Origin of the sequence: Moellerella wisconsensis ATCC 35017, assembly GCF_001294465.1 — a bacterium.
GTDB classification, from domain to species: domain Bacteria; phylum Pseudomonadota; class Gammaproteobacteria; order Enterobacterales; family Enterobacteriaceae; genus Moellerella; species Moellerella wisconsensis.
In genome coordinates this window covers 20,572-45,703 of the sequence record NZ_LGAA01000014.1, presented here as the reverse complement: position 1 = coordinate 45,703, position 25,132 = coordinate 20,572, and the positions used below count along the sequence as shown (strand labels likewise).

General features: G+C 44.5%; 19 protein-coding genes and 2 pseudogenes. 15 read left to right on the top strand and 6 right to left on the bottom strand.

Annotated elements, in window-relative coordinates:
* Positions 1–197: 197 nt before the first annotated feature.
* From M992_RS06520 to ulaA, 3 genes are all read left to right on the top strand, one after another.
* Positions 198–641, top strand: coding sequence for a PTS sugar transporter subunit IIA (locus M992_RS06520; protein ID WP_047255916.1), 444 nt, complete (start codon positions 198–200; stop codon positions 639–641).
* A gap of 181 nt (positions 642–822) precedes the next feature.
* Positions 823–1,110: a PTS sugar transporter subunit IIB gene (locus M992_RS06515; protein WP_047255915.1), complete on the top strand. Its 288-nt coding sequence runs from the start codon at positions 823–825 to the stop codon at positions 1,108–1,110.
* Between the two features lie 8 nt (positions 1,111–1,118).
* Positions 1,119–2,375, top strand: a complete 1,257-nt coding sequence (ulaA, locus tag M992_RS06510; RefSeq protein WP_047255914.1) for a PTS ascorbate transporter subunit IIC — start codon at positions 1,119–1,121, stop codon at positions 2,373–2,375.
* Positions 2,376–2,494: 119 nt separating this feature from the next.
* Here ulaA and M992_RS06505 read toward each other — a convergent pair whose 3' ends face one another.
* Together M992_RS06505 and gss are read right to left on the bottom strand one after the other, a co-directional pair.
* On the bottom strand, positions 2,495–2,794 hold the full coding sequence (locus M992_RS06505) for a putative quinol monooxygenase (RefSeq protein WP_053907826.1): 300 nt from the start codon (positions 2,792–2,794) through the stop codon (positions 2,495–2,497).
* Between the two features lie 133 nt (positions 2,795–2,927).
* Entirely contained in the window at positions 2,928–4,814 is a 1,887-nt protein-coding gene (gene gss / locus M992_RS06500; RefSeq protein WP_053907825.1) for a bifunctional glutathionylspermidine amidase/synthase, read from the bottom strand.
* Positions 4,815–5,356: 542 nt separating this feature from the next.
* Between gss and nirB the strand changes: the two genes are divergently transcribed.
* The 4 genes from nirB to cysG all read left to right on the top strand — a co-directional run bounded on the left by nirB (position 5,357) and on the right by cysG (position 9,993).
* Positions 5,357–7,900 carry a nitrite reductase large subunit NirB gene (gene nirB / locus M992_RS06495; RefSeq protein ID WP_053907824.1) on the top strand — a complete coding sequence of 848 codons (2,544 nt, stop codon included), beginning with the start codon at positions 5,357–5,359 and terminating at the stop codon, positions 7,898–7,900.
* Positions 7,897–8,049, top strand: coding sequence for a Rieske (2Fe-2S) protein (locus tag M992_RS15060; protein ID WP_156317257.1), 153 nt, complete (start codon positions 7,897–7,899; stop codon positions 8,047–8,049). Before nirB ends, M992_RS15060 begins: the two co-directional genes overlap by 4 nt.
* Complete coding sequence (nirD, locus tag M992_RS06490) at positions 8,046–8,405, top strand: nitrite reductase small subunit NirD (RefSeq protein WP_053907823.1); 360 nt, start codon at positions 8,046–8,048, stop codon at positions 8,403–8,405. The genes M992_RS15060 and nirD overlap by 4 nt, the downstream gene beginning before the upstream one ends.
* A 208-nt stretch (positions 8,406–8,613) precedes the next feature.
* Positions 8,614–9,993, top strand: coding sequence for a siroheme synthase CysG (gene cysG, locus M992_RS06485; protein ID WP_053907822.1), 1,380 nt, complete (start codon positions 8,614–8,616; stop codon positions 9,991–9,993).
* 39 nt (positions 9,994–10,032) lie between these two features.
* Here cysG and M992_RS14940 read toward each other — a convergent pair.
* The 3 genes and pseudogenes from M992_RS14940 to M992_RS06475 all read right to left on the bottom strand — a co-directional run.
* A pseudogene (locus tag M992_RS14940) lies at positions 10,033–10,288 on the bottom strand (transposase); the annotation flags it as partial.
* Positions 10,289–10,376: 88 nt separating this feature from the next.
* On the bottom strand, positions 10,377–10,703 hold the full coding sequence (locus M992_RS06480; RefSeq protein ID WP_047255908.1) for a type II toxin-antitoxin system RelE/ParE family toxin: 327 nt from the start codon (positions 10,701–10,703) through the stop codon (positions 10,377–10,379).
* On the bottom strand, positions 10,678–10,908 hold the full coding sequence (locus tag M992_RS06475; RefSeq protein ID WP_047255907.1) for a ParD-like family protein: 231 nt from the start codon (positions 10,906–10,908) through the stop codon (positions 10,678–10,680). Before M992_RS06475 ends, M992_RS06480 begins: the two co-directional genes overlap by 26 nt.
* 613 nt (positions 10,909–11,521) lie before the next feature.
* Here M992_RS06475 and M992_RS14675 point away from each other — a divergent pair.
* The 8 genes and pseudogenes from M992_RS14675 to fhuB form a co-directional block, all read left to right on the top strand.
* Positions 11,522–11,794, top strand: a pseudogene (locus M992_RS14675) (transposase); the annotation flags it as partial.
* Positions 11,795–12,291: 497 nt separating this feature from the next.
* Positions 12,292–14,154 carry a glycoside hydrolase family 3 protein gene (locus M992_RS06465; protein WP_053907820.1) on the top strand — a complete coding sequence of 621 codons (1,863 nt, stop codon included), beginning with the start codon at positions 12,292–12,294 and terminating at the stop codon, positions 14,152–14,154.
* Positions 14,155–14,325: 171 nt separating this feature from the next.
* The gene (locus M992_RS06460; protein WP_315970587.1) at positions 14,326–15,432 is read left to right on the top strand and encodes a hypothetical protein; all 1,107 of its coding nucleotides are present in this window, start codon (positions 14,326–14,328) and stop codon (positions 15,430–15,432) included.
* 173 nt (positions 15,433–15,605) lie between these two features.
* Complete coding sequence (locus M992_RS06455; RefSeq protein ID WP_082335398.1) at positions 15,606–16,937, top strand: exo-beta-N-acetylmuramidase NamZ family protein; 1,332 nt, start codon at positions 15,606–15,608, stop codon at positions 16,935–16,937.
* 394 nt (positions 16,938–17,331) lie between these two features.
* On the top strand, positions 17,332–19,419 hold the full coding sequence (locus M992_RS06450; RefSeq protein WP_248842500.1) for a TonB-dependent siderophore receptor: 2,088 nt from the start codon (positions 17,332–17,334) through the stop codon (positions 19,417–19,419).
* A 200-nt stretch (positions 19,420–19,619) separates the two neighbouring features.
* Positions 19,620–20,411, top strand: coding sequence for an ABC transporter ATP-binding protein (locus tag M992_RS06445; protein WP_053907818.1), 792 nt, complete (start codon positions 19,620–19,622; stop codon positions 20,409–20,411).
* Positions 20,402–21,355, top strand: coding sequence for an iron-siderophore ABC transporter substrate-binding protein (locus M992_RS06440; protein WP_053907817.1), 954 nt, complete (start codon positions 20,402–20,404; stop codon positions 21,353–21,355). Before M992_RS06445 ends, M992_RS06440 begins: the two co-directional genes overlap by 10 nt.
* 2 nt (positions 21,356–21,357) lie before the next feature.
* Positions 21,358–23,385: a Fe(3+)-hydroxamate ABC transporter permease FhuB gene (gene fhuB / locus M992_RS06435; RefSeq protein ID WP_053907816.1), complete on the top strand. Its 2,028-nt coding sequence runs from the start codon at positions 21,358–21,360 to the stop codon at positions 23,383–23,385.
* 534 nt (positions 23,386–23,919) lie between these two features.
* Here fhuB and M992_RS06430 read toward each other — a convergent pair.
* Entirely contained in the window at positions 23,920–24,411 is a 492-nt protein-coding gene (locus M992_RS06430; RefSeq protein WP_047257196.1) for a YehS family protein, read from the bottom strand.
* Positions 24,412–25,132: the final 721 nt, after the last annotated feature.

The following is a 25,132-nucleotide window of genomic DNA, read 5'->3' as shown; positions in this document are numbered from 1 at the left end:
GCGGATTATAGCGTATTTACCCTTGCAGAGAGAGCTGACACTGTGTCGGGTTTATCGATAACCAGCAAATAAATTAGCGCAGAATGATAGCGCTATCACAATTTCAATAAATCACTCTAGATAGCGCTACCATTCCTGATTACTATCATGGGAAATCATCATTTAACCTAATCACCGAATCACTGCGGGAAAAGAAGATGCTAAAGACACTCCTAACAGCCGACGTCATCCAAGTTCTACCCAGCGCGACAAACTGGCGAGATGCGGTGACTCAATCCTGCCAGCCATTAATTAATAATGGCTCAGTTCAGCCACAATATGTTGAGGCGATTATTCAGTCCCATGAAGCGATTGGTCCTTATTATGTGTTAGGTCCCGGTATCGCGATGCCGCATGCACGCCCTGAAAATGGGGTTAACAAGCTGTCACTCGGCCTGACAGTGATCCAACACGGGGTTAATTTTGATGCCGATGAGAACGACCCCATCAAACTGTTATTTGTGCTGGCCGCTACCGATAGCGATAGCCATGTGGGGGCTATCTCTCAGTTAGCGGAATTATTTGATAACCAAGAAGATATCGACCAATTAATCAATGCCGCGACTGTCGATGATGTTTTAGCGGTGATCAGTAAATACTAACTGCTGCGACTCTAGTTGCACCGTATTAATCAATATTGACACTGAATATTCACTCTAAAGATTAACACTGTCTTGGCGCGCGGTAAGCGACGCGATGACAAAGTACAACCACCAGCGATTATTTAGCCGCTAGATCTAGCCGCTATTTTTAACCTAATAAATGAAAGACAAGGATAATATTATGAAAATCACCGTCGTATGTGGAAATGGTTTAGGAACAAGTTTAATGATGGAAATGAGCATCAAAACCATTCTGAAAGATCTGGGCGTCACTGCCGAGGTTGATCATGTGGATTTAGGCTCAGCAAAAGGGACGCAGAGCGATATCTTTGTCGGCACTAACGATATTGCAGAGCAATTAGTGGCGCAAGCGGTCGGCGGTAAAATTGTAGCGCTTAACAATATGATTGATAAAGCTGCGATGAAAGAACGCCTTTCTGTCGCCTTAGTTGAGCTTGGTGCGCTGTAGGAGGCAATATGGAATTTTTTCGTTTCCTGATGCAAGATGTGTTATCCGAACCGGCTATTTTAGTCGGTTTCATTGCCCTTATCGGCTTAATTGCCCAGAAAAAGCCGGTTACCGAGTGCATTAAAGGTACGGTCAAAACCATCATGGGTTTTGTGATTTTAGGCGCCGGCGCCGGGCTGGTAGTCAGTTCGCTAGGGGATTTCTCGGCTATCTTCCAGCATGCTTTTGGCATCCACGGTGTAGTCCCCAATAACGAAGCGATTGTTTCTATTGCTCAAAAAAGCTTCGGTAAAGAAATGGCGATGATCATGTTCTTTGCCATGGTGATCAATATTCTGATTGCCCGCTTGACGCCATGGAAATTCATTTTCTTAACCGGTCATCATACATTATTCATGTCAATGATGGTGGCGGTGATCTTAGCGACAGCCGGCGTTGAAGGCACTATGTTAGTGGTGATTGGCTCATTAGTTGTCGGCTTCTGCATGGTCTTCTTCCCAGCGATCGCCCACCCTTATATGAAAAAAGTCACCGGTTCAGACGATGTGGCTATCGGTCACTTCTCGACAATTTCTTACGTTTTAGCCGGCTTTATCGGAAGCAAATTTGGTAATAAAGCCCATTCAACCGAAGAAATGAATGTGCCTAAAAGCCTATTATTCCTGCGAGATACCCCTGTGGCTATCTCGTTCACCATGGCGATTATCTTTGTGATCACCTGCCTATTCGCTGGCGGCGATTATGTGCGTGAAGTCAGCGGCGGAAAAAGCTGGTTCATGTTCTCTCTAATGCAATCCATCACCTTCGCGGCTGGGGTCTATATCATCCTGCAAGGTGTACGCATGGTGATTGCTGAAATCGTTCCCGCATTTAAAGGTATCTCCGATAAACTGGTGCCGAACGCCAAACCGGCACTGGACTGCCCAGTGGTCTTCCCTTACGCACCGAATGCGGTACTAGTTGGCTTCCTCAGCAGCTTTGCGGCAGGGGTTATCGGCATGTTCATTTTATATGCCTTAAACATGACTATTATCATTCCGGGCGTAGTTCCACACTTCTTTGTGGGTGCAGCGGCTGGGGTATTTGGTAATGCCACCGGTGGACGTCGCGGGGCGATTTTAGGCGCATTTGCTCAAGGCCTATTAATCACCTTCTTGCCCGTGTTCTTATTACCGGTACTGGGTAACATCGGCATTGCCAATACCACATTTAGTGATGCGGACTTTGGTGCCATCGGGATTTTATTAGGTATTATTGTAAGATAACTAACTGAAAGCTGATTAGTGATAACTCATTAGCTGTTATGAATAATCAGGGGCACATAATGTGCCCCTGATTTATTTGATAGCGATTATCCGGCTATCATATAACGATTAAATCACTATTATGCGATTAATTGCATGGTTTTTACTTCAAGCTGCGCTTTACCGGCCAATACCCGGCCTAAATTCTGTAGCGCGGCCGCTTGACTATGCTGCTCCAGCATTTGCGGCGAACTCCACTTTTCAATCATGATAAATTGCAGTGGATGATCATTATTTCTATGCAGCGCATACATTTCGCAACCCGGCTCTTGCTTCACCGCTTGCACCGTAGTTTTTAACGTAGCCTCAATCATATCAAGGTCACTTTTATCATTGACCGTAATATAAGCCACTACGGTAACCGCATTGTGTGAACTCATTATGCTTTCCTTATGGTTAATATCGCTTGGTTAATATCGCTTAGTAAATACAACTTAATTAATAGCGCTAGCTGTTAATACACACTCATTAATACACACGGATAAATCTGCCAATGACTACCGAATTAATCGATTAATCTGCACGGATAAAATCATCATCGTCTAAAATTCGTAATGGCTCAATATCGCTTTCTTTTTTGATCACTAACGACGGATCAGAGCGTAAACAGACGCCACCATAATGCCCACCGACGGTAAAAGTACAGACTTGCAGATAACGCTCCGCCACCTGCGGCAAACACCACAATTGCTGATAAATATTTTCTTGCTGGGCAAATTTACCATGAGTTTCATCCAGCATCTGCTCATCATGGTTAACCAAACCAATATTATTACCACAACGCCCGGCGATCGGTTTAATTGCATAGCCGGTTTGAGCTAATTCAGCATTGATTTCAAAATCGGTATCCAACAAATAACGATGGTGTGGGAACAGAGACCACAGTATCGGTAAAATGGCTTTATTGCTGGGGATCAAGGTCCATAGCGGTTCAAACACCGTGACTTCGGGACGCAGCAGCACATCAATTAAACGCACTTGATTCGCTTCATGCCCAGTACGGATAGGCGGCGCCGCATAATCAGCTTCGCTCTCTGCCCGCAGTTGATCTAACGCGGTTTCCCATGCCCAGGTTTTCCACACACAATTAACGACCCGGTTATCACCATCGACCAATTGACCCAAGGTGTTCCAATGCAACTCGTCTAATCCATGCAGAATTTTACTGTCGATCCCGGCATGAGTTAAGGTACGTTGCATAAACAATGCGTGATAATCCTCTTCACTATCAACATCCTGCATTAAATGCACAAAAGGTTTGGCATCGCTGTGTTTCCAGCTATCCGACAGCGCCGCTAATAAATGCTGGCCCGGATCTTCCCCATGTTTCACCCCGGCTTGTTTGGCCCATTTCGCCAAAATTACCGCCGTTTCAGTATGGCAAGATGCGGAATCTGCATTATATTCATACACTTTGAGCCCGCGCTCATCCATACAGAAATCCAGCCGTCCGGTGATCATTTGGTGACGTCGATTTTGCCAAGATAAACGTAAACGTGGCCATAAAATTTCTGGAATATTAAACAGTTTTAATAATTCATCATCTTTCAGCACTTTATCGGTAGCATGCAGATACATTAAATGCAGTTCATTGGTTGCTCTGATTAATTCCTGCTCTGCGCTGTGAGAAAGACTAAAATACTGATAAGGGTCAGCGGTAATGATATGCCCATGATTCGCTTCAATATAGGCATGTTCGAGGGGATCTTGCGGATCTAACCAATCATGATCAAATTGGCCGTGCATAGCGACGCGCTCCGCATGAATGGCGAGAAGATCAGCCGAAATAATCGGTTGTGGCAAACCATAAGGGCTATTTTCCCCAGAGATCATCCAGCCTAAAATTTCAGTATCATCAAACGTATCGTGCAAATAATAATCGCCGTCTTCACTGCGAGACAGTGCCAGTTCTCGCGTCCATTGCTGCCCGACGGGTAAACGATGATGGATCACGTTTTGTTCGACTATCCGTACTTTATGCTCAAAGACCTCGGTAATAATCGCCACATGACCGGTGTGTTTGAATTCACCGCCTTGTTGCCAAATCAGCAAGGCCCCCGCAACCGGCGGCTGTTTACTGCCGTTAGCAAACGCCTGTAATGGCAAAATAGCGTCATTAATAACTTGGCGAAGAAAGCGTAACGAAAAAATTTCATACGCCATCCCCACATCGGTAAATACCACGCCATAATTGAGATATAAAAAACGACGAGCAAATTCAACGCACTGCCACTTATACCCCATGTATTCATTGCCTATATAGCTGCGAAATGAGGCATCATCCGGATACTGCTGTGGATCAACTGTGTCATAATCAGACGAATAGATGGCGACCCCTCCTGGGGCATACCCCAACAACGCACCAAAAGGTTGATGGGAATTTGTGTCTTGTGTACTCATAGTTTTAAAAAACCTCAATAGCGTTAAGCCTTCATCGCGCCCAGCGTCAATCCGCTAGCAACCCCATATTATCCACCCATCTACGGTGGTATTTAGCCACTTTTAGTCGCGTACAGTCATCAGTCTACGCCCTTATGAAAGGAAAATTAATCGCCAACAACAATTTATTATTGCGATTAAGCGGTTATCATTAGACGGCTATCATCAAACTGTTGTCATTTAATTATTGTCATCAAACTATTATTAGCCGCGAGACACAGCTAGGCGGCTATTCTTTCTCCGCCAAGCTTGATGCCATATTCCCTGCCGAACCCGATGCCAACTGTCCTGCTTCTGGATAAAAACCGAACAAAAAGAATAACATCCACCGCCACAGAATATCCGCTGATCACAAATTACCACTTTATAGGTAATTGATAGCTAAAGAATAATCATTAAGTACTAATAGCTGAATTGATTAAGCTGCATTTGATATACATCAAAGAGAAAATATCCCAGCGCCGTATTTTTAACGTAAGAATGAATTAACGCTGAGGCATATGATGAGCAAAATAAAGCTAGCAATCATAGGTAATGGGATGGTTGGGCATCGCTTTATCGAAGATCTGATCGACAAAACACCAGACCAACCTTTTGATATTACTGTATTTTGTGAAGAGCCGCGAGTCGCCTACGACCGCGTGCATCTTTCCTCTTATTTTTCTCATCATACCGCCGAAGAACTCTCGCTAGTGAAACCTGGCCTGTATGAAAAGCACGCTATCAATGTCTTGGTCGGCGAACGTGTGATCACCATCAATCGCCAAGAAAAAGTGCTACACACCAATACCGGCCGTACAGTGCATTACGATAAATTAATCATAGCGACCGGCTCTTATCCATGGGTTCCGCCGATCCAAGGTAACGATGGCCCAGATTGTTTTGTTTACCGCACTATCGAAGATTTAAATGCGATTGAAGCCTGTGCGCGGCGCAGTACTAAAGGCGCGGTGATCGGCGGAGGCTTGCTCGGCTTAGAGGCCGCTGGCGCATTAAAAAACTTGGGAATAGAAACCCATGTAATTGAATTCGCGCCCGTATTAATGGCGGAACAATTAGACCCACAAGGTGGCGAACAACTGCGACAAAAAATTGAACGCATGGGGGTTCAAGTACATACCGCTAAAAACACCTTAGAAATCAGCCAAACCGGGACTGCCGCTCGCAAAACACTGTTTTTTGCCGATGGCTCCTCTTTAGAAGTTGATTTTGTTGTTTTTTCTACCGGTATCCGTCCAAATGATAAACTCGCGCGCCAATGCTCGCTGGCCGTGGCTGAACGCGGGGGGATCGTCATCAATGACCAGTGTCAAACCTCCGATCCCGATATTTATGCGATTGGTGAATGCGCCTCATGGCGCGGAAAAACTTACGGCTTAGTGGCGCCCGGCTATAAAATGGCCCAAGTCGCGGTTGACCACCTGCTCGAGCACGAAAATCAATTTTCAGGCGCCGATATGAGCGCTAAATTAAAATTACTCGGGGTAGATGTCGGCGGAATAGGCGATGCTCAAGGTCGCCAGCCTGGTAGCCGAAGCTATATTTATCTTGATGAAAATAAAGAAATTTATAAACGCCTGATCGTCAGTGAAGACAATAAATATTTGCTTGGTGCGGTATTAGTCGGCGATACCGAAGACTACGGCAATTTATTACAAATCGCCCTTAATCGCATTGAACTGCCTGAACATCCTGATTCGCTGATTTTACCCTCGCATGCGGGCAGTAAGCCAGCGATTGGCGTAGGCGCATTACCCGATAGCGCTCAAATTTGCTCCTGTTTTGATGTTACCAAAGGCGACATCATTCAAGCGGTACAAAATGGCTGCCATACTGTCGGGGCGATCAAAGCAGCGACCAAAGCCGGTACCGGTTGTGGCGGCTGTATCCCATTGATCACTCAAGTACTGAATGCCGAACTTGCCAGCCAAGGCATCGAAGTCAATCATCATTTATGCGAGCATTTTGCCTATTCTCGCCAAGAACTGTATCACCTGATCCGTGTAGAACACATCACTACCTTTGAGCAACTGTTAGAAAAATACGGACAAGGCTACGGCTGTGAAGTCTGCAAACCGACAATTGGTTCATTATTAGCTTCTTGCTGGAACGATTTTATTCTGCGCGACGAACTGGTTAGCTTGCAAGATACCAACGATAACTTCTTGGCTAATATGCAAAAAGACGGTACATATTCAATTATTCCGCGCTCTGCCGGTGGGGAAATCACGCCACAAGAATTAATCACTATCGGAGCTATCGCTGAAAAGTACCAGTTATATACCAAAATCACGGGTTCCCAGCGTATCGCCATGTTTGGGGCGCAAAAACAAGATTTACCGGCGATATGGCAACAATTAATCGATGCGGGTTTCGAAACCGGTCACGCCTATGCCAAAGCACTGCGCATGGCAAAAACCTGTGTTGGCAGCACATGGTGTCGTTTCGGCGTGGGCGACAGCACCGCGCTGGGCGTAGAGTTAGAACACCGTTACAAAGGGATCCGTACCCCGCATAAAATGAAGTTTGGGGTTTCCGGCTGTACCCGCGAATGTGCTGAGGCACAAGGGAAAGATGTCGGGATTATCGCTACCGATATGGGCTGGAACCTGTATGTTTGCGGTAACGGAGGCATGAAGCCCCGCCATGCCGATTTACTGGCGGCCTCACTGGATAAAGCCACACTTATCCAATATATCGACCGTTTCATGATGTTTTATCTGCGTACCGCCGATAAATTACAACGTACTTCGGTTTGGTTAGAGAGCTTAGAGGGCGGTATCGATTATCTCAAACAAGTGATCATCGACGACAAATTAGGATTAAATCAGCAACTTGAAAGCGAATTATCTCGCCTACGCGAAAAATTTGCCTGCGAATGGCAATTAGCGGTTAATGACACCGCCGGTCGCCCACGTTTTCAACATTTTATCAATAGCCCACTGCCGGATGCCAATGTGCAAAGGGTGCCAGAACGCGCGCAATTTCGCCCTGCCCGCCCAGAAGAGCGGATCGCGGTTCAGTTAATAACGGAGAAAAACGCATGAGCCCATGGTTAGCGGTTGGTCATGTTGATGACATTATTCCCGGCACAGAAATTAGCGCTTTGGCCGGTGAAGCACACACTGCGCTATTTTTCCTTGCCCGCCCAGAAGAGCGGATCGCGGTTCAGTTAATAACGGAGAAAAACGCATGAGCTCATGGTTAGCGGTTTGTCATGTTGATGACATTATTCCCGGCACCGGGGTTTGCGCCTTAGTCGGTGAAGCACAAGTGGCGCTATTTCGCCCGTATGCCGATCAGCAAATATTTGCTTTAAGCAATATCGACCCTTTTGCCCAAGCCAGTGTGCTGTCTCGCGGTTTGATTGCTGAACATAATCAACAATTATGGATTGTTAGCCCATTGAAAAAACAGCATTTTCGCTTATCTGACGGCTATTGTTTAGAGGATGCTGAATATTCAATCGCTAGTTACTCCGTCAAGGTCGAGTCTGGAATGATCCATGTGGCGATTGCGGCTAATGATCGTAACTGCTCAGGTGATGAGTAATGGGTAATGGGCTATGGGCGATAATCGGTAATTTGCGATTTATAAAATCGGTTCGATGGCTGTGCTCCCCACTATGCTCACAGCCATGATCGCAGCCATGATCCAAGCTATGCTCGAAGCTATGCTCGAAGTTATATTCAAAACTATATTCAAAACCATGATCAAAAACTGTGCTCGATAAATCAGGCGTGATGTGAGGCGTATCTCTATGGATTATTTCCCAATTTTTTGCCAATTAGCTCAAAAACCTTGCCTTGTGGTCGGCGGGGGTGAAATCGCAGAACGCAAAGCGCGCTTATTAATCGATGCTGGCGCACAGCTCACCGTGGTGGCTTTGTCATTTACACCGCAGTTCTTAAGCTGGCAACAGGCGCAAAAAATCCGCTTAATCCAGCGCGCGTTTACCGACGAGTTAATCAACCATCAATGGCTAGTGATTGCCGCAACCAATAACGACGCCGTCAATCAACAGGTCTATCAAGCGGCAAATGCACGCCAAACCTTCTGCAATGTCGTCGATTCACCGCAGCAAGCCAGTTTTATTATGCCATCGATTATCGACCGTTCACCTATCATGGTAGCTATCTCCTCGGGGGGCAAAGCCCCTGTTTTGGCGCGCATCTTACGCGAAAAGCTCGAAGTCAGCCTACCGCAGCATTTGGGGCGCTTAGCTGAATTAGCCGGTTCGTTACGCGATACCGTCAAAGCACGATTTAGCCGAATGAGCCAACGGCGTCAATTTTGGGAACGTTTTTTTACTCATCCCAACTTAGCGCAATCAGTGGCGGACCAACATCAGCCCCATATTCAAGCCAGTTTAAATCAGCTCTTTGACGCGCAACCGTCAACCACCACGCCTCAAGGCAGCGTAGTATTGGTCGGCGCAGGCCCGGGCGATCCCGGCTTGCTAACATTAAAAGGCTTACAACATATCCAACAAGCCGATGTGGTTATTTATGACCGACTGGTTTCTGAGCCAGTGATGCAATTAGTACGCCGAGATGCGGAGCGTATTTTTGTCGGCAAACGTGCTGGCGACCACTGTGTGCCCCAAACGCAAATCAATCAATTACTGTTACAACACGCACAGCAAGGAAAGCGCGTAGTGCGCCTAAAAGGGGGCGATCCCTTTATTTTTGGCCGCGGAGCGGAAGAACTAGCATTGCTGGTGCAACATCAAATTAATTTTTCAGTGGTGCCCGGTATTACTGCGGCCTCAGGGTGTTCGACTTATGCCGGGATCCCCTTGACTCACCGCGACCACGCGCAAAGCGTGCGCTTTATTACTGGCCACGGCAAAGATATTACTCTGCCTGAATGGCGCTGCTTGGCGGTTAAAAATCAAACTTTAGTTTTTTATATGGGATTAACCAAAGCGCCGCTGATTGAAGCCTCGCTATTAGCCCAAAACATGGCGCCGACGACCCCGGTGGCGATTATTGAAAATGGCACCTTGCCCAACCAAAAAGTAGTCACCGGTGAGCTACAACATCTGGCGCACTTAGCCCAGCAATGCCATAGCCCTGCGCTAATTATTGTCGGCGAAGTCGTTAATTATCGGGCATCATTGCACTGGTTTTCATCTTAAATCAAAACCCTATAAATAATTCGGTATATTTGCTTTTCATTAAAGATGACCGTTTAGGCGGTCATCAAATTCAATAATAAACCGGCTGATTGCCTGTTTCCAATATTGACTGGGCATGCGCCATTTTTTAGCGACCGATGCGATAACATTGGTTGTATCAGTGACTTTGCGAATATCATCGGGATAGGCAAAACAGCGCTTATGGATAAACGCTATTTATCGCATCGGGAAAGCCTTTTAGACCATCGACGCAAACAATGAGAAGTTCGTGGACTCCGCTATTTTTAAGCTCAGTGCAGGCAAGACTGTTTTATTAAAGCAGATCATTTGTTTCGGCTCGACGGTAAGGGTCAACTAAAATTGGAGATTATTTTAGTTGACCCTTACAATCTAATCATCTTCAAATCGGCTTTTCGTTGCCTCTTTTGTGCTTCATAGAAGTTATCATGAGAACCTATATGAAGAAGGTACAACTCAAGTTTATCTGAACCCCATGAATAACCTAACAAAACTATTAACTCATTTAGTCTAAACTTGTGTACTCTCATGTGAGCTAAATCACCTTTCTTTAACTCACCGATTAATGGGTTTTCGATAATCCGATCAATTTCATTTTCAACTACTTTTACATTAAAACTAGACAGCTTTTTCATTGCCTTTTCAAATCTAGCTGATTGATAAACGTCAATCTCGTTTTGTGGTTCGGACATATCGAGTAACCTTATTGTTCCCGACCTCTGCTTGCGCTAATAAAAGTTCTTCGATAAAGCTGTATGGCAGATCAGGGTTATCCTCGGCTATACGCCCAATTTTAGCCCAATGTTCAATTTGTTTAGGCACAGATCTGCTTTTTGCCTCCGCATGAACCTTAGCGTTAGACACGAAGTCTTCATCTAATCTTACGGAAATTGCCATATATTTTTGTCCTCTAGCCGATCAGCTCAATCAATCTTTAATATGTAATAGGTCGTAGATAATCATTGCGACAATTGATTACATTACGCAACAATACATTACACTTTACCTATTGTAAAGACTTTTACTTTCACACCTGTATCTTCAAAGAGCTTGAAGCAGAAGGAAGCATCAATAACGGCTAAGTTAACCTTTTGCTAAACAGACTGGCTGCGGAGCTTGGCATAACAGACGAAGATCTTGGGATGTTTTGACTTAAAGTACCTTCTTTAGTTTAATCAATAAGATAATCTAAAAAAAGCACTTACACAAAAATCAGGACAGTCTCGAATAAAGCCCTATTGAGATAGATTCTTAGTTAATATGTTTCATATGGTGGAATGACTTTTTCGCCATTTTCAAGTGTAAGTAGCGAGTTAGTATCCGTAATATGGAAACGCTGAAGATGGCTCTCAATGAACTTTTGACCTTGGTTAGTCAATCTATCAGTACTGTTCTATAATCAAAAAAGAAAACATTTAAGATTGGGAAATATATCGCCAGCGCAATATGAGCATAAATTACAAAAAACAGCCTAAAACAATCTCCAATTTTAGTTGCCCCTTACAGGTACACGCATTGGGAAAACTTAAATACATTCTTCGCGTATCCTGATGATATTCGCAAAGCAATTTACACAACTAATGCTATCGAATCGCTAAATAGTGTTATTCGTTATGCCATTAAGAAACGTAAGGTGTTCCCGACTGATGATTCTGTTCATCAAGTCACTTACTTGGCGATTGAATCAGCCTCTAAAAAATGGCGCATGCCCAGTCAAAACTGGAAACAAGCAATGAGCCGTTTTATTATTGAGTTCGGTGAGCGCCTAGACGAACACATTTAATGAAAGGCAAATACACAATGTAAATGACAGTCGCGGTTTAACCAATACCTGACTGATATATACGACTAAATATCCGCTTAAATAGAATTAACGATTAATTAAGTTATTCGGATAATAATATTTTAAGCTGATTGACTATTAAGCTTTTCACTCTATTTATGGGTTACGTTTAATTATTATTCTCTATTCTCTATTCTTGATAATAACTATTAGATAATGTTTTAACTGATCTAATAATATTTATTATCACTATTTATTTAGATTATTTATTCTAATTATTCATTAATACAAATTAAATATTCCTGTAAATATTATTTGGTTAAACATTAGCTTATCTATTTAATGGCATAAAAATTTATGCTAAATATTCCTATTATAGGATTAATTAGAATCGCTTTAATGCGATTTTCATCACATATAAAATAGGCGCTATTACTTATTATCCTGTGAAAATTAAGTGCTCACAGCAACCTTACTGGTTCAAAGGAAATCACCCCATGAAGAAAACATTATGCGCTCTGATGATTTTTAGCGGCTTGAGTCACGCAGATATTATTTCTAACGCACAATTAGCCCACTATTGGCAGCAACCAGAAAGTTCGGCAAAACAACTGGTTGAACAAATGACTTTGGAAGAAAAATTAGGTCAAATATTGATGCTGGATTTTCGTTATTGGCAAGCGGCTGACCAACCAAACAAAACCCCTCTGACTGAATTTAATCCTGAGATTGCGGCAATTATTCATCAATATCATTTAGGCTCGGTGATTTTATTTCGTGAAAACTTAATTAATACTCCGCAAACCGTGAAATTAATTAATGCCTTTCAACAAGCTCGAAGCAACTTGCCATTATTTATTAGTACCGACCAAGAAGGCGGCTATGTAACCCGTTTACGTGAAGGTACTGAAATGCCAGGGAATATGGCACTGGGCGCGACACGCTCCACGGAATTGGCTGAATTAACCGGTCGCATTCACGGCAAAGAATTATCAAACTTAGGCTTTAACTTTAATTTTGGCCCGGTGGTTGATGTAAATAATAACCAAAATAATCCAGTAATTGGCGTGCGTTCTTATTCAGATCGCCCAGAGTTGGTGCAGCAATTAGCCAATAGCTATATTCAGGGGATCCACCAATATCAGGTAATGAGCGCGGTAAAACATTTTCCCGGTCATGGCAATGTCTCTTCAGATACTCATTTTGCGCTCCCGACCATTAATATTGATCAAGCCACTTGGCGTAATATTGAATTAAAACCGTTTATAAATACCATGAAGGCGACCGATGCGATTATGACGGCGCATGTGGTGGTTCCCGCCTTAGACCAGCAAAAAATCACCTCACTCACCGGTGAAGAAATAGGGGTTCCCGCCACCTTATCCAAACCTATTTTAACCGATATTCTGCGTGACGAACTACACTATGATGGGTTGATTATTACTGACGCTATGGATATGGGCGCGATTAGTAAGAACTTTTCCAGCCATTGGGCGATTGAACAGGCGATATTAGCCGGAAACGATATTATTTTAATGCCATTAGAAATATCCAATCCCCAAAGCACGGCTAAATTAGATGATTTATATGCTTATTTAAAACATCAAGCCGCCAATAACAGGGAGTTAAATCAGCGAATTAATCAATCTGCTGAACGAATTGTACAAAAAAAATTAGCTTATCGAATTTCTGCTGAGGCTAAAGATGTTCAAATTGCCAGCCATATTGTGGCCTCTAAAGAAAATAAAGATCTGGAAAACACCGTCTCCGATCACGCGATAACATTAATTGAAAATCAGCACATTTTACCCTACACCTTAGCTAAAAATAATAACTTCGTTATTTTTTCTGACGAACAACCAAGAAATGAACTGATTAAACAGCAATTAAATAACATCGCCGCCGATCATCAGGTGACAATTAATAGCCGCGATCAGGTGGTTAAAATGATGAATGACGACCTCACTGGATCACAAATAGAGCAGGCCATTGAAGGGCAAGATTTTATTATTCTAGTGACCTATAATCTGACTGAACAGCCTAAAAATGCCCAGAAAATCATTGATGTCGCTAATCAGAAAGCCATCCCGTTGGTGGTTATTTCGAGCCGAAATCCTTACGATATTGCGTACTTAAAAAATGTGAAAGCCAATATTGCGATTTATGGTATTACCGGTTTTGATGTCACGAATAATGTCAGAAACAGTCTAGAAACGAATATTAACCGAGGATTAAACAGCTTATTTTCTACGCCTGTCTCTGGAGTGATTAATTCCCCACGCGGGAAATTACCTGTCGATATAAAAACGCCAGATAATCAACAAATACTCTATCCGTTTGGTCATGGACTGTCTTATTAAGTATTAAATACCAGTTATTAAGTACTAATTATTAATGCAAATAATTAATTCTATTTATTAGCGTTTAATTTTAACTTTATTTATTAAATTTTATTTTAACGTCTACTTTTAACTCTATTTATTAACTGCCGTTATTAAAACGGCAGTTAATAAACTCACCGAGTATCTATGATGCGAAATAAACATTATTTATTGGCAGGGATAGTTGCGTTGTCTTTGAGTTGCCTAAGTTCAGCGAGTGCAGAAGAATTAGAGGATGAATTTAGTACCGATTACCAACAAGAAATTAATCGACTCAATCAAAAAATCCAACAACTTGAACAAAAGAAAGCCCAATTAGAAGCCATGCCTAAGGAGAAAAAATGGCATGTAGAAGCGTATGTAGGCACAGAGCAAGAAATTGACAGTGATGATAACTGGACATTTCTAAAAGGCAGCATGGCGACCTCCCCCTATATTGGTGCATTTATTTATCAAGATGAATCACTATGGATGTATGATGTTCAAATTCTAAAAACTTATTTAGATAACAATTCTGAATATAACCGAACCCGCTGGCAATTAGGCGCGACCCGCACCTTTCCATTTAACTACCATAACCAACCGGGGAATTTTAAACTCCGTTTAGGTTACCGTAATGATAATTGGCATTATCCGTCGATTAATAACCCGGCGCTCTCTGATCCCGCCTATAAAGGCGATATTAGAAAAGGGGAAGAACGACATGAAATATGGATACGACCTCAATTTAATTATAAATACTCAGATAATATTAATTTAAATGCCAGCTTATCGTTCCGCTTTATTGATCGCAAATTAGATTATGCCCGAGCTAAAGGGGAATATGGGGTATATAAACGCGATTGGAGTTCGATTAACGAACATTTTATTGGCGCCACCTATACCTTTAATAGTAAAAGTTCCCTGTGGGTAAATTATTTGTATATTGACGAAAATCTGGTTAATACGCTGCATAATAAAGAGCATTTCTTATGGGCACTTTATCGCTATCGCTTTGATAATGGATTAACCGTGATGCCATATACCCGCTATGCGCTGACCAAAGGCCAACAAAGTTTTCGCGATTCTGACAATCACCAAGCTTTATATAAACAAAAAGACCGCAGTCGTTATGGACTCCAATTACTGTATCCTATCAGTCAAAATACCTCGGTTTTCTGGGATGTTTACTACCGTCCGGAAGTCACTTGGACCCAAGGGAGCCAAGAAAAGAATAATTTCTGGTTTTGGGCACTGGAATTACGCCACACCTTTTAATCTGGCGGATTTAAACTGGCTTGGCTTACCCGGCTTGGCTTATCTGCTTAGCTTGGCTTAGGTGGATTGATAATAATCCAGCCGATATTATTGCAGCCATTTAACTGAATTCTCGCAGAATATTCGATAGGCGTGACAATCATGACGCCTACCCTAAACAAAGAGAGCATGACATGACAAAGATCATCATGGTATTTTTAACTTTACTCGGTTTAAGCCCAACCACTCTGGCCGCCCCATTGCCGGCAGAACAGTTACAATTAGGCGTCGATCGAGACGCTATTTATGGACCATTACTAAAAAACAAAAAAGTGGCATTAATGGTGAATCAAAGTTCGGTCGCCAGCGACGGAACGCACACACTGGATAAACTATTAGCGCTGCAAGATAAATACCAATTCAAAATTACCCAACTGTTCTCGGTTGAACATGGTATTCGCGGCAATGAAGATGCCGGCTTTGGGGATAACGACCATCGGGATGCACAAAGCGGATTACCGATTATTTCACTGTACGGACGAGATGAAAACGGACGCTCACGCGCTCACCCCAGCGCAGAACAACTGCAAGATGTTGATATCGTTATTTATGATTTACAAGATGTCGGCGTAAGATCGTTCACTTACACCCTATCAATGCATCATTTGCTAGAAAGTCTACAACAGCATAATAAACAATTGATGGTCTTCGACCGCCCCAACCCCCTCGGCGATAACGTTTATGGGCCCGTATTAGAAGAAGCGTTTATTTCCGGCATTGGGATGCACCCCATCCCCCTCGTGCACGGATTAACCTCCGGCGAATTTGCCTTAATGATCGTCAATGAAGGCTGGTTAACCCATTATCAAGATACTCATTGGGCCGCTTTCGGTAAGCCAGAATACCAATTCCCAACGCACAATCTACAAGTGATTAAAATGGCTAATTATTCACGCAATAGCCATTATCGACTGCCCAAAAGACCATCACCGAACTTACGCAGCGATCTATCAATTGCACTTTATCCATCATTAGTATTATTTGAAGCCACCAGCGTAAATATGGGGCGTGGCTCCGACCATCCCTTTGAACAATTGGCCTTTTCCGATCCACAATTTTTTACTAATACCCGCTATACCGTAGAGCCAAATCAAGCTAATTATGGCTGGCCACAAGCGGGAAATAGGGTTTACGGTGAAAGAATAACCGCGCAATCGAAGCAAAACTTAGCGCCAACTATTGGCTATTTTGTCAATTGGTGGTTTAAATTTCACCGCCTTGGCTATCCGTTAGTGATTGATAAATCTAATGAAGCTAATTATTTGGACTATCAAAATAACTGTTTTGTGATCCGCCCCTCTTGGCTGGCCAAAGTGCTTGGTAATGACCAATTAATTCCGTTACTGGAAACCGCCACACAACGCGGATTATCAGAGCAACAAACCATTGAGTTAATTGAAAACAGCTGGCAGCCAGGTATCGATAACTATCTTAAAATACGCCAAAAATATCGCCTGTATGATTAATCGTTAGTCTTGGCGCGCCTTACTTGGTTGTTGGCGGTGGGTTCGCTTCCCTTAAGCTCTCCTTGGCATTCCCGTTCGCGCCAAGGAGAGCTCTGGCTTCGGCGAAATAAAACTCGGTAATCCTCCCCAATAGCGAAGTTTATTTGCACTGAAACAATTGCTAACAAATTATTCTGTGCTTAATTCACCTCGCGATTTAAGTCAAATCCAATTAATTATCAAATCTAAGCTGTTTTAAAATAACAATAAATTTTAATTTTTATTATCAACAGAATTTTATAACTGGCTGGTGTTAAGCGAATTAATGCTGAATAACGATAATTTTTATTTCATCAAAAATTACAATTGGTAATAATAGTAATTACAGTTATCATTTAGATTGATGGAATTTTCAGTGGAAAAGATCACACATTTCACCTTGCGCAAACTTTTATGTTTAAATTCAGCGGTATATCTCGGTTTATTCTCGCCTGTCGTCTTGGCCGAATCCAGTCCGTCAGACAAAGATCCTGAAGCGATTGTTGTCAGCGCCCAAGCGCTTAAGGTCAATACAGATCTGCAGGAAACGCCTCGGTCGGTCTCAGTGATTTCGCAGCAACAATTAGAGACCCATGCCCCGCAAAAATTAGATGAAGCGCTACGTTATACCTCAGGTGTCGTCTCGCAACCTTACGGGGCGGATAATGATACCGACTGGTTTAAAGTGCGCGGTTTTGACGCGGCCACCTATTTAGATAACAGCCGATTATTCCGGGACGGATATTACACTTGGTTATTAGAACCTTACGGCTTCGAAAGCATCGAAGTGGTAAAAGGCGCTTCGGCGATTTTATTTGGCGAATCCGCTCCCGGCGGTGCGGTCAATGTAGTACAAAAAAAACCACGTCTCACCCCACAAAATGAAGTCTTTGTTGAATTTGGTAATAATAACCAACGTGCCCTCGGTTTTGATTTCGCCGATCAGACCGACAGTAGCGATCCAATCCGCTACCGTTTAGTCGGCGTCGTCAAGGAAGCCGATGGCGAGTTGTCCGGTACCGACAATAAACGGGTATATTTAGCCCCAAGCGTACAAATTCCACTGTCAGAAGCCACTAATTTGACCTTGATGGCCAGTTATCTGCATGACAATGGCACGCCGACCAATCCGTTTTTCCCGGCGGCAGGCACTCTAATTAACTCGCCATTGGGTAAAATAAAACCGTCCACGAACTTGGGGGAGCCCAGCTACGATAAATATCGACGTACCCAGCTGTCTGTAGGGTACTTGCTGGAACATGAACTTAATTCCGAGTGGCGCTATGCACAACGGTTAAATTATGGCTACAACGACCTCACACTGCGCAGTGTTTACGCCTTCCCTAACGCCGACATCACCGCCACCGAGCTTAATCGAGGGGTCGTATTCCGCGAGGGTAATAACCAAAGTGTTTCTTTGGATAATAATCTGGTCGGTGAATGGGATACTGAACGACTAGAGCATACCTTATTGGCCGGAGTCGAGCTGCAATACCACCGTACCAAAGGCGATGAACAAGATAGCTACAGCTTTGCTCCGATTAATCCATGGCACCCTATTTATGGCCAATACACCCCATTAGATCCGGCCAAAAATATCAATCGTACCATTGATAAAACGCAAGCTAGCCTCTACTCCCAGTATCAATTAAAATTTGATAGCCAATGGGTTGGCGTTGCCGGTTTACGCTATGATTGGGTTAAAACCGAAAATAAAACCCACCAGCTAAATAATAATCGTTCACGCAACGACGGCGAAGTGAGCCTAAATAGTGGAGTAATGTATTTGGCCGATAACGGGCTCTCGCCTTACGCCAATTATTCCCAATCTTTCGAAGTGATGAGCACCATTGATCCGGCGACGCAGCAAATTTATAAGCCGCTGAAAGGCGATCAAATTGAACTCGGCGTAAAATACACCCCTCACTTTATCGACGGTTATTTCAATATTGCCTGGTTTGATATTACCCAAAAGAATGCCTTAGTCACGAATCCGAAAACCTCAATCGCCACCCAAACAGGCGAAGTTACTTCCTCAGGGATTGAAATTGAAAGTGCCGTACAACTGACTGAACAGCTAAATCTTAAAGCTAATTATACCTATACCGATGCCCGTACCGATAATAGTGGCGGAAAAGGCCATAAACAGGCGGCGTTAATTCCTAAAAACATGGCCTCAGTTTGGGCCAGTTATAAGTTACCGCTGACCGAACAACAAAGCTTAACCTTGGGGACTGGCGTGCGCTATTTAGGCGCCTCCAAAGATAATCCGGCTAGCAGCAATCTGACCGTTCCTAGTGCCACCTTGTGGGATATGGCCGCCACCTATGAGCTGAATAAACACTGGCAAATGCAATTAAATATCAATAATATTCTGGACAAAGACTATGTCTCTGCTTGCGATTACTATTGCTATTTTGGTCAATCGCGCTCCGTATTATTGAACGCCAAATACCGTTGGTAATCGGTGGGGTCGCTCGTGGCTTTGGGCTTAGCTTGTCGCCTAGCCATAAAATTATGCCTTTAAAATTAACCCGGTGAAAAACTAACCGGGTTAATGAATGGAATAACATCAACCGAGCGCTGTTGCCCGGAACAGTGACAATCAGTCGCTACAAGTTACTAGCAGTCACTATAAATCACTATATATCGCTATGAGTCACTATGTTTGAACTTTCTGATCTACAGATTATACGCAGCGAACGCACCATTTTAGCCATTGATCAGTTGAGTATCCCCGATTCAGAACTGACGGTGATCCTCGGCCATAATGGCTCAGGAAAATCAACCCTGGTTAGCTTATTAGCCGGACAGATGACCCCCGATACCGGCAGCATTTGTTTAAATGGCCATGATATTTCAGGCTATAAACCGCGCGATCTGGCTAAGCAGATAGCATTTCTGCCGCAAAAATTACCCGCCTCGGCAGGGCTTACCGTCAGAGAACTGGTTAAACTGGCTCGTTTTCCATGGCGCGGTGCACTGGGGCGCTGGCGTAAAGCGGACGATCAGATTGTTGACCAAGCCATGGAACACGCTGGCGTCAGCGCGTTTGCCTCGGTATTAGCGGATCATTTATCCGGCGGTGAACGCCAACGCGCATGGGTGGCCATGTTATTAGCCCAGCAATCGCCGATCCTGATCCTCGACGAACCGACCTCCGCCTTAGATATCCAGCATCAATACCAATTAATGCAGCTATTAAGCGAATTACAACGCACCCAAGGCGTAGGGATTATCGTTATTTTGCATGATCTTAACTTAGCCCTGCGCTTTGCCACCCATATTGTGGCGTTAAAAAAAGGTCGCGTTGATTTTGCCGGCTCGGCGCAACTGTTAAATGATGAACCGCGCTTATCCGCGTTATACGACACCCCGATTAAGCTGATTGATCATCCAGACCACGCCCTGAGTGCCGAAACACAAGGTCGTAAGGTGGCCATCGTATGCGCATAATTCCTCCTATTTTGACCTTATGGCTAGGATGTTTGCTTACTCTGAGCGCCGCGTTCGCTGCCCAGCAACCCTCCTCCCGCGTCTTGGCATCCTCGAGTACAGCCTCTAAGACGACGGCCGATCAGCCCCTTCCTCAGCGAGTCGTGGTATTAGATTGGGATCTGCTGGAACAACTCCTGACCTTAGACATTATTCCCGTCGGGGCAACCGAGATTGCCAGCTATAATCAGTGGGTGGTACAGCCCGCAGCCCCTGAGGTGATCCAAGAGGTCGGTACCCGAGCAGAGCCGAATCTGGAAAAAATTGCCGCCTTAAAGCCCGATATTATTCTCGCCTCAGCTTCACAGCAGGATCTGCTGCCGATACTTGAGCGGATTGCTCCGGTGCTTTATCTGCCTAATTTTGCCCAACAAGATGATGCCGGTCCGGTGGCTATTGCCCATTTCCAGACGCTCGCCCAACGATTTGGCAAATCCGCGCTAGCGGAACAAAAAATCACCGAGTTAAACCAGCATTTTGCGCAGCTCAACGCCCAACTGCAACACGCCTTTCCCGTGATGCCCGAGGTGGCAGTCATGCGTTTTTCGAACCTCTCCACGGTGTTTTTATATAACCAAAACTCCACGACTCAATATGTTCTCGACCGCTTAGGATTAACTACCGCTATCCCCTTGCCACCCCAGCCTTGGGGAACCGAGCAGCGACGAATGAATCAATTACAGAATATTACCGACGGCTATGTGTTATATATTTTGCCGTTTCCCGATGAAGCCAAATTACAGCACTCCGTTTTATGGCAAGCCATGCCTTTTGTCCGCCAAGGCCGCATGCATTCGGTGCCGCCGGTATGGAATTATGGCGGCATAACCTCATTACAACGGATGGCAGAAGCAATCACTCAGAGCTTGCTGGCGGTTGCCCCCGCATCGACTCAGAATAATTAACCATGAAAAAACAATCTCCTATTGGCCGTGTTTTTGGTCTCACTTATGGCAGTCTGGGCGCCATCGTTTTACTCAGTCTATTGAGCTTAAACATTGAATCCCCCCTGCCGGTATGGCAACAATTATGGCTGCAATTTGGTGGCGCTCAAGCATCGGCAGATCCCGCTCAAGGCAGCTTTGCCAGCGTATATTGGCAACAGGCGCAGTTACCACGACTGGCTATCACATTATTAATCGGTGGTTTATTGGGGGTCACCGGCAGCTTGATGCAGCAACTGACCCAAAACAATTTAACTTCACCGCTCACATTGGGTACCTCGTCCGGCGCTTGGTTAGCCCTCGTGGTGATCAATATCTGGTTTACTGACTGGGTAGCCGATTACAGCGCGATGGCGGCCATGGTGGGGGCATTATTTGCCTTTAGTTTGGTGGTGATGATTGCCGGCCTACGCAATATGACTGGGCTGCCATTGATTGTTTCTGGCATGGTGGTGAACATTTTATTCGGCGCCATCGCGACCGCCTTAATTACGCTGAATTCACAATTTGCCCAAAATATCTTTATGTGGGGCGCCGGAGATCTCGCCCAAGACGGCTGGGACACCGTTTTATGGCTATTACCGCGCGCGGTTCCGGTACTGGCGATTTTTTTCTTTGCGCCTCGCATTCTCACCCTGCTGAGATTAGGCCATCAAGGCGCAGAAGCCCGTGGCTTGGCTGTATTGCCGATTTTTTCACTGTTTATTATTCTCGCCACCTGGTTAGTCTCCATTTCGATAACCGCGGTGGGCATGATCAGCTTTATCGGCTTACTGGCACCTAATATGGTGCGCGCCTTCGGTATCCGCACCGCACGCAACGAACTGTTCGCCAGTTTTTTGCTCGGTTCAGCGCTATTACTGCTCACCGACAGCCTATCGATGCTACTCAGCGTATGGCTTAACACCGTGATCCCCAGTGGAGTAACTGCCGCCGCTATCGGCGCACCGGCACTGATTTGGTTTAGCCGCAAAAAAACACAAGCGCAAGATCAGCTGAGCGTTTCGCTGACGCCACTGACCCCAAAATTATCGGTTTATACCCTGAGTTTAATCATCTTAGTATTGATCGCTGGCTTAGCTGTTAGCATCTTTATGCAATTAAATCAGTCCGATAGCGCTTGGCTCTGGGAAGGAAGCTGGCAATGGCCATTACCTTATCAATGGTCATTACGCTGGCCACGCTTATTAGCCGCGATATTTTCCGGTATCGCCTTAGCGCTAGCCGGCACTATTTTACAACGAATGATTTATAACCCCCTCGCCAGCCCAGATATTCTTGGCGTATCTTCCGGCGCCACCTTTGCCTTGGTGTTTTTCAGCCTGCTGGTCGGCAGCACGATCCAAACCTCACAATGGGGAATAGCCCTGCTGGGCAGCGGCATGGTGCTGATGCTCTTGCTGGCCTTAGGCAAACGCCAAAAATTTGCCCCTGCCAGCCTGATTTTAATCGGTATCTCACTGACCGCCAGTCTAGAAGCCTTTGTACAGTTCTTTTTAGCCAAAGGCACCCTTAGCAGCTACAAAATTTTATTGTGGCTTTCCGGCTCAACTTATCGCGTCAGCGAGCAGCATGCCCTGCTGTTTAGCCTGGCGATTGGGCTTATCGCCGGTGTGGTTTTGCTGCTGGCACGCGGGTTAACATTAATATCTATCGGTCGCAGTTTTGCCCAAGCGCGCGGATTAGCCACCGAACGCGCCAGTATGATCCTGCTGATTTTAGTCGCATTACTCTGTGCGTTAGTCACCTCAACGGTCGGCCCATTAGCCTTTATCGGCCTAGTGGCACCGCACATGGCGGTATTGCTGGGCGCACAACAGGTTAAAGCCCAGTTGATTATCGGCAGCCTAATCGGAGCCTGTTTAATGGTGTGGGCAGATTGGCTCGGACAAACGCTGATTTTTCCGCGTCAAATTGCGGCAGGAACACTGGTGGCGATACTGGGGGGCGGTTACTTCTTGGGATTAATGCTGCTCAACCGCCGCCGTTAATGGCGGCGTTATCGCCGCGTTAAGCGATTAATAGTTTAGACTATTGACCGCTAAGCTATCAGCCACTTAGCCTATCAATCAATTAATCTATTACTGGCTTAGCCTATCAATCAGTTGAGCTATTACCGGCTTAGCTATCAGCGCTTTAGCCGGTTTCATTTCACGACGTATAGGCTTTAACCTATTAACCGCTACGCTATCAGCCACTTAACCTATCAATCAGTTAATCTATTACCGGCTTAGCTATCAGCGCGCTAGCCGGGTTCATTTCGCGACGTATAGGCTAAGCCAACAAAAAAGCCATCTTCCTGCACTGTTTCGCCGGGCGTAAATTACCGGGCTAACAGCCATGAATGATGGCTTTTTTTAGTCGTTCTGGATTAACACATTAGCGTATTAATCTATTCTTAGACGCTTATTTTGGGCGGCTAATTTTTAGCGGTGGCTCATGCTATGCGGCTCATTTTGTGCTGCTCATTTTGTGCCGCTTAGAACTCGCGACTTTTGGCGCGCTGCTGTTGTGATACGCTAATATTATTTACTTTTTTTCTTGTCATCAGGCGAAACGCCACGAATAACCACCGTCAAACCTTTCAGGAAGTAGCGTAATAATTGATCGCCACAATCGCGGTAATTTTTATGACCCGGCTTACGGAACACCGCGCTCAGCTCAGGTTTGGAAACGCGAAAATCAACTTTTTCATAGATTTCAAGCATATCCGTGTCTTTCAGTTCAAAAGCCACTCGCAGTTTTTTCAAGATAATATTGTTAGTCATGCGAGTTTCTAGCTCAGGCAGCGGATGATTTTCATCTCTGCCGCGACGGAAGAAGATCAGACCATTTAAAAAATGCTCCATCACTTTATCGTCGCACGGGGCGTAACCTTCTTCATTATCTTTCTTCAGCCAGCTGACCATCTCGGCTTGTGTGACGTCTAAATCAGCCAGTTTAACAATCTGAACCATCTTCGCATCGCTCAAATCCAGCATGTAACGAACACTACGTAAAACATAATTATTTAGCATGTTATTGATTATCCATTATTATTTTATTCTAAATCAACCTCAATGATGGATATCAGTGCTGCGATTCAAAAGTGGTGGATGGTAAAATCTCGGAAATCTTAATCCTAGGTTTTTCACCTCTGATTAAGCGCCCTTTTTAGAACCGATTATAATAGAGACTAATGGCCCTTTTTTCAATGATTCAATGAGAAATGAGAAATGAGAAATGAGAAATGAGAAATGAGAAATGAATATTATGCCCGTTGTGCACCAGCCGATCATTCCCCCACTGATGCCAAGCGGCAATATGGCGACGGCGACACTATGGCGGCAATATGGCAATAATATGGCAATAATATGGCAACCGCATGAAAGCACGATAATAACACGGTGACGCTAGCGAATATCCCCCCCTCAGCCACCGAATCAGCCGATAAATGACTCCCCCATTGAATGATTCAATCTGACTCGAATTGTGATCAATCCCTCCTTTTAACAAAGATTTAGTCAACGTAGTTAAAAATGTGACAAATAATACACACCTCGGTAGTGGAAACGTTTACACTGGCGCCGTTTATCAATTCATAAAGGTATGTAGCAATGCAAACTGAAGGTATTGGGCTGAGCGTATTAGATTATGCGATCTTCATCGTATATGTGGCCATTATCATTAGTGTCGGGTTATGGGTCTCCCGCGTTGACTGCTCCCCTCCCTAAAGGAAGGGGATTCCCAATTCACAGA